General features: G+C 67.3%; 13 protein-coding genes and 1 riboswitch. Of the genes, 12 read left to right on the forward strand and 1 reads right to left on the reverse strand.

What is annotated here, in order from left to right; genetic code table 11:
* Positions 1-21: 21 nt before the first annotated feature.
* The 12 genes from rplS (at position 22) to thiC (ending at position 11,447) form a co-directional block, all read left to right on the forward strand.
* Positions 22-417 (forward strand): 50S ribosomal protein L19, encoded by a 396-nt coding sequence (rplS, locus tag TSH64_RS27550; protein ID WP_109150133.1) that lies wholly within the window; start codon positions 22-24, stop codon positions 415-417.
* Positions 418-518: 101 nt separating this feature from the next.
* On the forward strand, positions 519-653 hold the full coding sequence (gene rpmH, locus TSH64_RS27555) for a 50S ribosomal protein L34 (protein ID WP_012973146.1): 135 nt from the start codon (positions 519-521) through the stop codon (positions 651-653).
* An 8-nt stretch (positions 654-661) separates the two neighbouring features.
* Positions 662-1,048 carry a ribonuclease P protein component gene (rnpA, locus tag TSH64_RS27560; protein WP_098740537.1) on the forward strand — a complete coding sequence of 129 codons (387 nt, stop codon included), beginning with the start codon at positions 662-664 and terminating at the stop codon, positions 1,046-1,048.
* Between the two features lie 15 nt (positions 1,049-1,063).
* A complete protein-coding gene (gene yidD / locus TSH64_RS27565; RefSeq protein WP_109449973.1) occupies positions 1,064-1,393 on the forward strand; it encodes a membrane protein insertion efficiency factor YidD in 330 nt (109 codons plus the stop codon).
* Between the two features lie 55 nt (positions 1,394-1,448).
* Positions 1,449-3,176 carry a membrane protein insertase YidC gene (gene yidC / locus TSH64_RS27570; protein ID WP_109453089.1) on the forward strand — a complete coding sequence of 576 codons (1,728 nt, stop codon included), beginning with the start codon at positions 1,449-1,451 and terminating at the stop codon, positions 3,174-3,176.
* A 114-nt stretch (positions 3,177-3,290) separates the two neighbouring features.
* A complete protein-coding gene (gene yihA / locus TSH64_RS27575) occupies positions 3,291-3,974 on the forward strand; it encodes a ribosome biogenesis GTP-binding protein YihA/YsxC (protein WP_109449975.1) in 684 nt (227 codons plus the stop codon).
* A gap of 13 nt (positions 3,975-3,987) precedes the next feature.
* Positions 3,988-5,286, forward strand: coding sequence for a cation:proton antiporter (locus TSH64_RS27580; RefSeq protein ID WP_109449977.1), 1,299 nt, complete (start codon positions 3,988-3,990; stop codon positions 5,284-5,286).
* An 82-nt stretch (positions 5,287-5,368) separates the two neighbouring features.
* Positions 5,369-6,268, forward strand: coding sequence for an acetylglutamate kinase (argB, locus tag TSH64_RS27585; protein ID WP_098740533.1), 900 nt, complete (start codon positions 5,369-5,371; stop codon positions 6,266-6,268).
* Positions 6,269-6,287: 19 nt separating this feature from the next.
* Positions 6,288-6,584 (forward strand): hypothetical protein, encoded by a 297-nt coding sequence (locus TSH64_RS27590; RefSeq protein ID WP_109449979.1) that lies wholly within the window; start codon positions 6,288-6,290, stop codon positions 6,582-6,584.
* A gap of 112 nt (positions 6,585-6,696) precedes the next feature.
* On the forward strand, positions 6,697-8,310 hold the full coding sequence (locus TSH64_RS27595; RefSeq protein WP_158285418.1) for a FliM/FliN family flagellar motor switch protein: 1,614 nt from the start codon (positions 6,697-6,699) through the stop codon (positions 8,308-8,310).
* Positions 8,311-8,391: 81 nt separating this feature from the next.
* On the forward strand, positions 8,392-9,375 hold the full coding sequence (locus tag TSH64_RS27600; RefSeq protein WP_109449983.1) for a magnesium transporter CorA family protein: 984 nt from the start codon (positions 8,392-8,394) through the stop codon (positions 9,373-9,375).
* Between the two features lie 77 nt (positions 9,376-9,452).
* Positions 9,453-9,587, forward strand: a riboswitch (TPP riboswitch).
* A 132-nt stretch (positions 9,588-9,719) separates the two neighbouring features.
* Positions 9,720-11,447, forward strand: coding sequence for a phosphomethylpyrimidine synthase ThiC (gene thiC / locus TSH64_RS27605; protein ID WP_109449986.1), 1,728 nt, complete (start codon positions 9,720-9,722; stop codon positions 11,445-11,447).
* Positions 11,448-11,480: 33 nt separating this feature from the next.
* Here thiC and greB read toward each other — a convergent pair whose 3' ends face one another.
* Positions 11,481-12,032 carry a transcription elongation factor GreB gene (gene greB, locus TSH64_RS27610; RefSeq protein WP_109449988.1) on the reverse strand — a complete coding sequence of 184 codons (552 nt, stop codon included), beginning with the start codon at positions 12,030-12,032 and terminating at the stop codon, positions 11,481-11,483.
* Between the last annotated feature and the right edge of the window lie 83 nt (positions 12,033-12,115).

Here is a 12,115-nt window from a genome sequence, read left to right on the forward strand (position 1 = left end):
CGATAGAAAAGGGGTAGTGCTATGAACCTGTTGCAGCAGCTCGAGCAGGAGCAGATCGAGAAGGCCCTCGGTGGCAAGACGATCCCGGAGTTCTCCTCGGGCGATACCGTCCGCGTGAACGTGAAGGTCGTCGAGGGCACGCGCGAGCGCGTCCAGGCCTATGAGGGCGTCGTGATCGCCCGCAAGAACGCCGGTGTGAACAGCTCCTTCACCGTTCGCAAGATCAGCTACGGCGAGGGCGTGGAGCGCGTGTTCCCGCTGTACTCCCCGCGCATCGACTCGATCGAGCTGGTCCGCAAGGGCGCCGTCCGTCGCGCCAAGCTGTACTATCTGCGCGATCTGCGCGGCAAGGCCGCCCGCATCGCCGAGCGCACCACCGGCCGCGGCATGGTCAACGGCCGCCGGGCTGCCGAGTAAGGCGCCTTCCGGTTCGGTTCAGGTTCATAGATACGGCGCCCGGCCGTCCGGCTGGGCGCTTTCTTCCCGTCACCATCAGCAAAGTTTAAGGAGTAGGCGCCATGAAGCGCACGTTCCAGCCGTCCAAAATCGTGCGTAAGCGTCGTCATGGCTTCCGCGCCCGCATGGCCACCGTCGGCGGCCGCAAGGTGATCGCCCGTCGCCGCGCCCGCGGCCGCAAGGTTCTGAGCGCCTGATCCCCGCTATGGCGGCGCCGGGCCACGAGGTCGGGCGCCTGATGCGGCGGCCGGAATTTCTGGCCGTGGCCGGGACACGGCGAAAGCATGTGGCTCCCGGCCTGATCCTCCAGGTGCGCCGGCACGACGACAAGCAGCGGCCCGCCGAAGGCGGTCCGCCAATCCGTCTCGGTTTGACGGCGAGCCGCAAGGTCGGCAACGCGGTGGTGCGCAATCGTGCCCGCCGCCGTTTGCGTGAGGCCGCGCGGCAGATTCTGACCGTTCATGCGGCGCCCGGCCACGACTTCGTGCTGGTCGCCCGCGGCGGCACGGCCGAGCGGCCGTGGACCGACCTGCTCGGCGACCTTGCCGCCGGGCTGAAGCGCCTCGGCCTGTGGCGCGAGGCGGAAGGGTAGGAGGCTCGCGACGTCATGTTTCGCATCGCCGGCCTCAGCCCGCTCGCGCACCTGCTCCGCGCGCTCGTCTATCTCTATCGCTGGACCTTGTCGCCCTTCGTGGGCTGGCAGTGCCGTTTCCAGCCGACCTGCTCCTGCTACGCCATCGAATCGCTGGAAAAGCATGGGGCCATCCGGGGGGGATGGCTGACTGTGCGCCGGCTCGGGCGTTGCCATCCCTGGGGCGGGTCGGGCTGGGATCCCGTGCCCGATCCCGTGCCGCGGCCGGCGCCCCTGGCGCCGCATCGCTGCGGACTGCGGGAAAAGGGGCATGCGGCGGTTGCCCAGCCCGGCGAAAACCCGTAACAAGGCCGCGCACACGCCGCCCTTCTTCCAAAGGCCCCACGGCAACCGGGACGCCATGACCGACCAACGCAACCTCATCATCGCGATTGCCCTGTCGATCGCCATCCTTCTGGGCTTCCAGTTTTTCTACGAGAAGCCGCGGGTGGAGCAGCAGAAGCAACTCGCCGCCCAGCAGGCCGCCCAGACGGAGCAGTCGGTGCCGGTGCCGGCCCCCGGCGTGCCCGCCCAGCAGCCTCCGGCCACGGCTGAGGTCGCGAAGGAGCGCCCCGTCCTGCTCGCCGAGCAGCTGGCGGCCGGTACCCGCGTGAAGATCGACACGCCGGCCCTGCACGGCTCCGTCAACCTCGTCGGCGGCCGCATCGACGACCTGACGCTGGCCCAGTACCACGAGACCCCGGACCCCAAGAGCCCGGAGATCGTGCTGCTGGCCCCGGCCGGCACGCCCGCCGCCTATTATGCCGAGTTCGGCTGGGTCCCGCAGGGCGCCGGCATCGCCGCCCCGACCGCGACCACCCGCTGGACCGCCGACGGCGCCGCGCTGACCCCTGACAAGCCGCTGACCCTGACTTGGGACAACGGCCAGGGGCTGGTGTTCGAGCGCAAGATCGCCGTCGACCCGGACTTCATGTTCACGGTGACGCAGACCGTCCGCAACACCGGCACCGCCCCTGTCACCCTGCTGCCCTACAGCCTGGTGTCGCGCAGCGGCACGCCGCACACGTCGGGCTACTACATCCTGCATGAAGGCCCGCTCGGCGTCTTCAACGGCTCGCTGACCGAAGAGAAGTACGACGACGTCCGCAAGGCCGGCTCGATCGCCAAGGAGACCACCGGCGGCTGGGTCGGCATCACCGACAAGTACTGGCTGGTGTCGCTGGTGCCCGACCCGAACGAGAAGGTCACGGCGCGCTTCCTCTACAACCAGGTTGCCAACACCGACCGCTACCAGACCGACACCATGGGTGCGCCGGTCACGGTGGCGCCGGGCGCCTCGGCCGAGAACACCGGCCGCCTGTTCGCCGGTGCCAAGCAGGTGAAGCTGCTCGACGGCTACTCCGAGAAGCTGAACATCAAGAACTTCGATCTGGCGATCGACTTCGGCTGGTTCTACTTCCTGACCAAGCCGTTCTTCTACGCGCTGGATTTCCTGGGCCGCATCATCGGCAACTTCGGCGTCGCCATCCTGGTGCTGACCGTCTGCGTCAAGGCCGTCTTCTTCCCGCTCGCCAACAAGTCCTATCAGGCGATGAGCAAGATGAAGGCCCTGCAGCCCAAGATGCAGGAGCTGCGCGAGAAGTTCAGCGACGATCAGGCGCGCATGAACCAGGAGCTGATGGCGCTGTACAAGCGCGAGAAGGTCTCTCCGGTGTCGGGCTGCCTGCCGATCCTGATCCAGATCCCGGTGTTCTTCTCGCTCTACAAGGTGCTGTTCGTGACCATCGAAATGCGGCATGCGCCGTTCTTCGGCTGGATCCACGACCTGTCCTCGCCCGATCCGACGACCATCTTCAACCTGTTCGGCCTGATCCCCTGGGACCCGCCCGCCATGCTGCATCTCGGCCTGTGGCCGCTGATCATGGGCGTGACGATGTGGTTCCAGCAGAAGATGAACCCGGCCCCGCCGGACCCGATCCAGGCGAAGGTGTTCCAGTTCCTGCCCATCGTCTTCACCTTCATGCTCGCCGGCTTCCCGGCCGGTCTGGTGATCTACTGGGCCTGGAACAACACCCTGTCGGTTCTGCAGCAGTGGACCATCATGAAGCGCATGGGCGTGAAGGCCTGATCCGTCAGGTCCTGACCCCCCTGCCCAATGCCTGAGACCTGCCGCCGGCAAAGACCCTTGACGGGCCTTTGCCGGCGGTATGTTTTTTAGCCGACCCAAACGAGAGCGCCCGCCATGACCAGCCCCGCCACGCCGACCCCCGACACCCCCAGCATCGTTTCCGGCTTCGACGAGGCCGCGCTGGAGGCCGGCCGGCTGCTGTTCGCCAAGGAATGCGACTTCGTCTGGGGCGCCAACGCGCTGAACCAGCTGCCCGAGGCGGACCTGCCGGAGGTTGCCTTCGCCGGCCGGTCGAATGTCGGCAAGTCGAGCCTCGTCAACGCGCTGACCGGACGCAAGACGCTGGCCCGCACCTCCAACACGCCGGGCCGCACGCAGCAGCTGAACTTCTTCAACCTCGGCAATCGACTGAAGCTGGTGGACATGCCCGGCTACGGCTATGCCAAGGAATCGAAGGAGAAGGTGGAGGCGTGGAACGACATGGTCCGCCGCTTCCTGCGCGGCCGGGTCACCCTGCGCCGGGCGCTGGTGCTGATCGATTCGCGCCATGGGATGAAGCCCCACGACCATGAGATCATGGAGATGCTCGACCGCACGGCGGTGCCCTACGTCGTCGTGCTGACCAAGGCGGACAAGGTCAAGGCCGCGGATCTCGACAAGGTTCGCCGTGACACCCAGGCCGGGCTGAAGAAGCACCCTGCCGCCTTCCCCGACATCCATGTCACCAGTTCCGAGAAGGGCATCGGCATCGCGGAGCTGCGCGCCAGCCTCGCCGCCCTGGCACTCGGCGCGGAATAGGCGGGCCGCGGCGATGGGCGGTCTGTCTCCCGCGCTGCTGTTCCTGATGCAGGCCCTGCTGCTGATCGCCGGGCCGTTTCTGCTGTGGCGGCTCGGCGGCGGTCGTCACATCGCCCCGATGGTGGTGGTCCAGATCCTGTTCGGGGTGGCGCTGGGGCCGTCGCTGCTCGGCCGGCTGGTTCCCGATCTGTGGGGCGTGCTGTTCGCACCGGCGGCGCTCGCGCCCTTGTCCGGGTTGGCCTTGATGGCCGTGGTGTTCTTCGCTTTCCTGACCGGCCTCCATCTCGATCCCGCCGAGTTCCGCGGGCGGGGTGGGGCCTTCGCCACGGTGGCGCTGTCCAGCATGCTGGTGCCGACCCTGCTGGGCGGGGCCCTGGGCTGGTGGCTGGCCGGCGCCTTTCCCGCCATGACCGGTACGCGCGCCACACCCGGCCTGTTCGCCGCCGGCTTCGGCATCTGCGTCGGCGTCACCGCTCTGCCGGTGCTGGGCGCCATCCTGCGCGAGATGGACCTGCTGGGCGACCGGGTGGGGCGGCTGGCGCTGGGCTATGCCGCGGTAAACGACGCGTTGCTCTGGCTGCTGATCACCGCGGTGCTGGCCTGGTCGACCGCCGATGGGGCGGCTGGCGGCGGCGACGCCTGGGCGGTGGCGAAGGTCGGCCTTCTGGGCTTTGCCTATGTCGGGGCGACGGTTCTGGTGGTCCGCCCGCTGCTTGACCGCCTGCTGGAGCGGGTGGCGCCGGACGGGCGGATGGGCGACACCGCGGTGGTGGTGACCTGTGCGGCGTTGCTGGCCTCGGCCGCGGTGACCGAGTTGATCGGGCTGCATTATATCCTGGGCGCCTTCATAGCGGGCAGCGCGATGCCGCGCCGCTATGCGGCGGCGATCCTCGACCGGCTGGAGCATTTCGCCACGCTGATCCTGCTGCCCTTCTTCTTCACCCTGACCGGGCTGAAGGTGACCCTGACGTTGGACGATCCGGCGCAATGGACCGTCTTCGCGCTTGCCAGCCTCGCCACCATCGCCGGCAAGATGGCCGGCACCACGCTGCCCGCCCGCTGGACCGGGGAGTCCTGGCCCGACGCGCTCCGGCTCGGCACGCTGATGCCGTGCAAGGGGCTGATGGAGGTCATCGTCCTGACCGTCCTGCTGGAGGCGGGCGTGCTGTCCGGCCCCTGTTTTTCGGCGATGGTGCTGATGGCGGTGGCCGTCACCGCGCTGACCCAGCCGATGACGCGGCTGGCCGGATTGTGGCGTCCGGCCGGCGGCACGGCTGCTGCGGCCGCAGGAGGCCGTCACGGGGGTGTGTGACCGATAAATTGCCCCCTAGGCAACCGGCCGGCCTTTCCGTTAAAGAAGCCCGACACTCCACCCCGACAAAGGGCATCCTCCCGTGCAGACTCCCACCCGTGACGAGTGGCTCGCCAAGGCCCGTACCCTGTCCGAAGCGCTGCCCTACATGCGCCGTTATGCCGGGAGCACCTTCGTCATCAAGTACGGCGGCCACGCCATGGGCGACGCCAGCCTGGCGGAGCTGTTCGCGCGTGACATAGTCCTGCTGAAGCAGGTCGGCATCAACCCGGTGGTCGTCCATGGCGGCGGGCCGCAGATCGGCCAGATGCTGGAGCGTCTGAAGATCAAGTCCAGCTTCATCGACGGCCTGCGCGTCACCGACAAGGAGACGGTCGAGGTGGTCGAGATGGTGCTGGCCGGCTCCATCAACAAGCAGATCGTCGCCGCCATCAACAGTGCCGGCGGTCGTGCCGTCGGTCTATCGGGCAAGGACAGCAACCTGATCACCGCCCGCCGTCTGGAGCGCGTCCAGCGCGATCCCGACAGCAACATCGAGCGGGTGCTGGACCTGGGATTCGTCGGCGAGCCCTACAAGGTCAACCCGCAGATCCTGCATGCGCTCGCCCAGTCGGACATCATCCCGGTGATCGCGCCGGTCGGCTTCGACGTGAATGGCGACACCTACAACATCAACGCCGACACGGCGGCCGGCGCGGTCGCGGCGGCGGTGAAGGCGGCACGCTTCTTCCTGCTGACCGACGTCGCCGGCGTGCTCGACAAGGAAAAGAAGCTGATCGAGAAGATGTCGCTGGAGGATGCCCACAAGGCCATCGCCGACGGCACCGCGTCCGGCGGCATGATCCCGAAGATCGAGACCTGCATCGGTGCGGTGGAGCAGGGCGTCGATGCCGCTGTTATCCTGGATGGCCGCGTGCCGCATGCGCTGCTGCTGGAGATCTTCACTGAGGGTGGCGCCGGCACCCTGATCGGCAAGGCCTGACGCTGCTTATGGGGACCCGATGAACGACCTGCGCAAGGACCTGCTCCGCCAGATGAAGGCCATCCGCGAGAAGATGGACCCGAAGCTGGTGGAGCGTGCCCGGCTGGCCGCTCTGGGCAAGGTCCCCTATGACAGCGACGCGGCGAAGGAGGCTGTCGGTCATTTCCTCGACGCCAAGCGGGATGGCGGCGCCTTCCGCCGCAAGCTGGAACAGGCGCTGAAGGACGAGGGCGCCGTGCTGGACCTCGATGACGGGGGGAAGGCCGCGCCCGCCAAACCGCCCGAAAAGCCACGTCGCGGCGGTCGTATCGTCTAGACTTTTGGTGTTCCGCCTGCTCTCGTGGTCGGCGGTGAGCATTCGCCAGGACCCGAATCTCTGGCAAGGCCATTCGGGATCCACTCTGCGCAGAACTGCCTGGGAGGCCGGCATGGCGGCGGACAGAGTTCCCTTGTGCGGTTTGCGGACTGTGCCGGCTGACCGGCTTGCCCGTCTTCTCGGTGGCGAGGCGCCCCAGACCATTGCTGCGGTGCTGTCCGCTCTTCCAGCTGAAGTGGCGGCCGAGGCGCTGATTGCGTTGGACGACCAGCTTCAGCCGCTTGTGGTGCGCTGCCTGTCGCGCACACGTCGGCCATCCCCCGCCGCGCTCGCGGTTCTCGACCAAGTGCTGACGATGGCCGAGTCTGCGGAGTCCGCCGTCGGGGCGGAGGCCCTCGCCCGTATTCTCGACCATGTGGCACCGGACCGGCAAAACGCGCTTCGCGTTGCCGCCGATGCCGCCCCCGTGGAAACCGCCCCCATGGATACCGTCGTCGGGCCCAGCGCACCGGCGCAGGATGCGGAGGCAGGCTGGACCCCGCCGGTTCTGTCATCGGGCTTGGCGGCCCTGCTACAGAACAGGCGGGTTTCGGTAGACCGCCTGCCGATGCTCGAGGTGGTGATCGACCGTTTCGTGCGCATGCTTGCCACCTCCCTGCGCGCCCATAGCGGTGCGTCTGTCGATGTGGCTCTGATGAGCATGCGGTCGGTGCGCTTTGCCGACTGGATCGATGACGAGACGGGCGAACGGCCGCTGATCCCGTTTCGTGCGGATCCCTGGGACGATTACGGACTGCTCGCCATCGACCGGGCCTTTGTCGAGGCGTTGGGAGAAGCCTTGCTCGGCGGCGATCCGGCCGATGTTTGCCTGCGCATTCCGTCGCGCACTCTCAGCAGATTGGACCTTGAGTTGGCGATGGGGATGGCCCACCGGCTGCTGGGCGACCTCGGAGCGGCTTTCCAGCCGGTGGGCACGGTGCGTTTCGATGCGGACCGCATCGAAACATCCCCGCGTTTTGCGACCATCGCCCGACCGTCTTGCGGCTGCATGTGCGTGCGACTCGCGGTCGAACTGGAGGGGCGGAGCGGTGGCCTGGATCTGCTCCTGCCCTATGGGCTCTTGGAACCGGTGCGCCCACAGCTTCAGTCCATGTTTGCCGGAGAACGCTTCGGCAATGATCCGTTGTGGCGCCGCCATCTGGTGCGGGAGACGCTGCACAGCCTGACGACCGTGCAGGTTGTGGTCGGTACGATACAGCTGCCATTGTGCGATCTGTTGGCGGCGGAAACTGGGACGGTCTTTGCCGTCGACGGCGACTCCGATGGGGCCGTCCGCGTCGAGGTGGCGGGGCGCTCGCTGGTGACCGGGCGGCTCCGTGCCGGCAAGCGGTGCTGGCGGGTTGTCGTCGCCTCCGAACCGGATGACCTGGAGATCCCCCGTCAACTCCCCCAGATGGCTGCATCGGTGACGGACGCCGGAGCGAAGCCGGCAAGGTCCGCCCTGCTTGAGGTGGATGTGACGCTTTCGGTCATCGTTGGCACGGCGGAACGACGCCTAGCCGACATTCTGGCGCTGATCCATGGGGGCGTGTTGGATTTGGACCGTCCGGTTCAGGCGCCGGTCGATGTCTGTGTCGAAGGGCAGGCAATTGCCCATGGCGAACTGGTTGACGTAAATGGAGGGTTTGGGGTGCGTCTGCTGGAAATGGTGAGCGCGCGGGGGTGATGCCGTCGATCACGTTGCCGTCCTGCTGTTCCACATGGGCGAAGGATAAGCTCAGTTCAAAGCCACGCGAGGAGCGCAGACTTGCTGCATGTTTTCGTCAATGACGGCGGTCTGCTGCGCTGGGACAGGGAGGCCGCGGACGTGTCGGTCACGCTGCCCGACACTGCCGTGTGGCTGGACCTGATCAACCCGACGCCCGACGAGCTGGCGCGGGCGGAGGCGCTGATCGGCACCGGCCTGCCCACCCGCGAGCAGATGGCGGAGATCGAGGAATCGAGCCGTCTGCGCGTGGCCGGTGGTGCCTTGACCATGACCGTCACCGCCCTGGTCTGGGCCGACACCGACGAGCCGCGCATCGCCACCGTCAGCTTCGTGCTGGCCGGCCGGCGGCTGGTGACCATCCACGACATCGACCCGCAGGCCCTGCTGGCCTTCCGCCGCCGCGCCACCCATGGGCAGGTCTCCGCCGCCCGCGGCGAGCTGGTGCTGGCCGCCCTGGTGGACGGGATGATCGACCGCACCTCCGTCGTGCTGCGGCGGACCGGGGTGGAAATGGATGCGCTGAACCGCCGTTACTTCCGCGGGCGCAAGCTGCGCTCCCGCGGCGAGACGCTGGACGACGCCCAGACGCTGAAGCGCATCGGCCATGCCGGCCATCTGATCGGCAAGGCGCGGATCAGTCTGGCCAGCCTCACCCGCATGACCGATTTCCTGGCGCGCGGCGACGGCTGGAACGCCGGCAAGGCGACGCGGCGCTGGGCCAAGACCACCTTGCAGGATCTGCGCGGGCTCGACCAGTATGCCCGATTCCTATCGGGAAAGGTCGCGTTGGCGCTGGACACCGCGTTGGGACAGATCAATGTCGAGCAGAACGAGATCGTCAAGATCGTGTCGGTCCTGACCGTCCTGCTCTATCCGCCGACCCTCGTCGCCAGCATCGGCGGCATGAACTTCACCGACATGCCCGGCAGCCAGTCGCCCTTCGGTTATGCCAGCGCCTTGGGTCTGATGCTGCTGTCGGCGTTGCTGCCGATGGTCTATGTCCGGTCGAAACGCTGGATGTAGCGCGTTTCCACAATATGGCAGGCGGATCGTCCGCAGCGCTTTCCTTTTGACACGACCGTCCGTCGGCGGCAGGATGGGCCGCATTCCAGGGGGGTCCCGACAGGGGGCTGAGATACCAACGGCCGGGCGGCGCACTGCGCAAGCCGGCAGCGTGGTGACCCTTCGAACCTGATCCGGGTCATACCGGCGAAGGGAGGGACCTCGTGACGGGCCGATTCTCGCCCCGTCCGGCCGTATTGGCCCCGCCACGCCGGGGAAGCCATTCCGAGAACGGCCCGCACGAAGATACCGCACCTCCGTCCGCAGTCCCGGGTTTGTCCGCCCACCTCCGACGGAGAAACCCAATGCCTAAGGACTTCAACGAGACCGCCATCCGCATTTCGACCGGCCCGCTGCCGTCGTCGCGGAAAATCCACGTGCCCGGCACGCGTTTCCCCGATCTGCGCGTCGCTCTGCGCGAGATCGCGCTGTCGGGCGGCGAGCCGCCGCTGACCGTCTATGATGCTTCCGGTCCCTACACCGACGAGTCGGTTGCCATCGACGTCCGGATCGGCCTGTCCAAGCACCGCCGCGACTGGATCCTGGCGCGCGGCGATGTCGAGACCGCCGACAACGGCGTGCTGCGCGCCAAGGGTGGCGGGGCGGTGACCCAGATGGCCTATGCCCGCGCCGGAATCGTCACCGCGGAGATGGAATACATCGCCATCCGCGAAAATCTGGGTCGCGCCGCCGCCTTGGAGGCTGCCCGGGACGGCGAGGATTTCGGCGCCGAGATTCCCGACTTCATCACCCCGGAATTCGTCCGTGACGAGGTGGCGCGCGGGCGGGCGATCATCCCGTCCAACGTCAACCATCCCGAGTCGGAGCCGATGATCATCGGCCGCAACTTCCTGACCAAGATCAACGCCAACATCGGCAATTCCGCCGTGACCTCCTCCATCGAGGAGGAGGTGGAGAAGATGGTCTGGTCGATCCGCTGGGGGGCGGACACCGTGATGGACCTGTCCACCGGCGCCGACATCCACCAGACCCGCGAATGGATCCTGCGCAACTCCCCGGTTCCCATCGGCACCGTGCCGATCTATCAGGCGCTGGAGAAGGTGAAGGGTAGGGCCGAGGACCTGACCTGGGAGCTGTTCCGCGACACGCTGATCGAGCAGGCGGAGCAGGGCGTCGATTACTTCACCATCCATGCCGGCCTGCGGCTGGCCCACATCCCGCTGACGGCGAAGCGGGTGACCGGCATCGTCTCGCGCGGCGGCTCGATCATCGCCAAATGGTGCCTGGCGCATCACCGCGAGAATTTCCTCTACGACCACTTCGCCGACATCGTCGAGATCTGCCGGACCTATGACGTGGCGCTGTCGATGGGCGACGGGCTGCGGCCGGGCAGCCAGGCCGACGCCAACGACGCCGCCCAGTTCGCCGAGCTGGAGACGCTGGGTGAGCTGACCAAGATCGCCTGGGCGCGCGACGTGCAGGTGATGATCGAGGGGCCGGGCCATGTGCCGATGCACAAGATCAAGCACAATGTCGAGAAGCAGCTGGCGCTGTGCGGCGAGGCGCCCTTCTACACGCTCGGGCCGTTGGTGACCGACATCGCACCCGGCTACGACCACATCACCAGTGCCATCGGTGCGGCGATGATCGGCTGGTTCGGCACGGCGATGCTCTGCTACGTCACGCCGAAGGAGCATCTCGGCCTGCCCGACCGCGACGACGTGAAGGCCGGCGTCATCGCCTACAAGATCGCCGCCCATGCCGCCGATCTCGCCAAGGGACACCCGGCGGCGCGGTTGCGCGACGATGCCATGTCGCGTGCCCGCTTCTCATTCCGCTGGCGCGACCAGTTCGCCCTGTCGCTCGATCCCGACACGGCGATGGCCTATCACGACGAGACCCTGCCGGCGGAAGGCGCCAAGACCGCGCATTTCTGTTCGATGTGTGGGCCGAAATTCTGCTCGATGAAGATCACGCAGGAAATCCGCGACGCCGCGGAGTCCGGCATGGCCGAGATGTCGGAGAAGTTCCGCCAGTCGGGTGGGGAGATTTACCAGCCGGCAGCGGAATAAAGTCTGGCGGGGGGCGGGTCGCCGCCCCCTTCGTCAGTCGGCGTACCGGATCTCCAGCACTTCGACCTGTTCCAGTCCCGCCGGGGTGCGCACGTCCACCAGTTCACCCTCCCGCGCCTTCAGCAGGGCACGGGCCATGGGGGAAATCCAGCTGACATGGCCGCGGTCGGGGTCGACCTCGTCGGCGCCGACGATGGTGACGGTGTTCTCCGCCCCATCCTCGCGGGCATAGGTGACGGTGGCGCCGAAGAAGACCTGTTCGCGGTTCTTCTGGTCCTGCGGATTGACCACCACCGCCGATTCCAGCCGCTTGTTCAGGAAGCGGATGCGGCGGTCGATCTCGCGCAGGCGCTTCTTGCCGTACAGATAATCGCCATTCTCCGAGCGGTCGCCGTTACCGGCGGCCCAGGACACCACCTCCACCACCTTCGGCCGCTCCACCCGCAGCAGGTGGCGCAGTTCCTCCTGCATGCGCTGGAAGCCGGGCGGGGTCATGTAGTTCTTGAAGCCCTGCGGCAACGGTGCCGGATCGTCGAGGTCGTCGTCGTCCTGCGTGTCGGTCTCGCGGGTGAAGGCCTTGCTCATGGTCCGACCTGTCCTGTGGCAGGGGTGATAATGTCCGGGAAAAGGAAAAGGCGCCTTGCGGCGCCTTTTCCCGTTCCAGAGGT

It is taken from the genome of Azospirillum sp. TSH64, assembly GCF_003116035.1.
In the GTDB taxonomy this organism is placed as follows: domain Bacteria; phylum Pseudomonadota; class Alphaproteobacteria; order Azospirillales; family Azospirillaceae; genus Azospirillum.

Excerpts from the sequence above, each read along its gene's own strand:
- rplS (WP_109150133.1), top strand. The coding sequence starts at position 22 with ATGAACCTGTTGCAGCAGCTCGAGCAGGAGCAGATCGAGAAGGCCCTC.
- rpmH (WP_012973146.1), top strand. The coding sequence starts at position 519 with ATGAAGCGCACGTTCCAGCCGTCCAAAATCGTGCGTAAGCGTCGTCAT.
- rnpA (WP_098740537.1), top strand. The coding sequence starts at position 662 with ATGGCGGCGCCGGGCCACGAGGTCGGGCGCCTGATGCGGCGGCCGGAA.
- yidD (WP_109449973.1), top strand. The coding sequence starts at position 1,064 with ATGTTTCGCATCGCCGGCCTCAGCCCGCTCGCGCACCTGCTCCGCGCG.
- yidC (WP_109453089.1), top strand. The coding sequence starts at position 1,449 with ATGACCGACCAACGCAACCTCATCATCGCGATTGCCCTGTCGATCGCC.
- yihA (WP_109449975.1), top strand. The coding sequence starts at position 3,291 with ATGACCAGCCCCGCCACGCCGACCCCCGACACCCCCAGCATCGTTTCC.
- TSH64_RS27580 (WP_109449977.1), top strand. The coding sequence starts at position 3,988 with ATGGGCGGTCTGTCTCCCGCGCTGCTGTTCCTGATGCAGGCCCTGCTG.
- TSH64_RS27590 (WP_109449979.1), top strand. The coding sequence starts at position 6,288 with ATGAACGACCTGCGCAAGGACCTGCTCCGCCAGATGAAGGCCATCCGC.
- TSH64_RS27595 (WP_158285418.1), top strand. The coding sequence starts at position 6,697 with ATGGCGGCGGACAGAGTTCCCTTGTGCGGTTTGCGGACTGTGCCGGCT.
- thiC (WP_109449986.1), top strand. The coding sequence starts at position 9,720 with ATGCCTAAGGACTTCAACGAGACCGCCATCCGCATTTCGACCGGCCCG.
- greB (WP_109449988.1), bottom strand. The coding sequence starts at position 12,032 with ATGAGCAAGGCCTTCACCCGCGAGACCGACACGCAGGACGACGACGAC.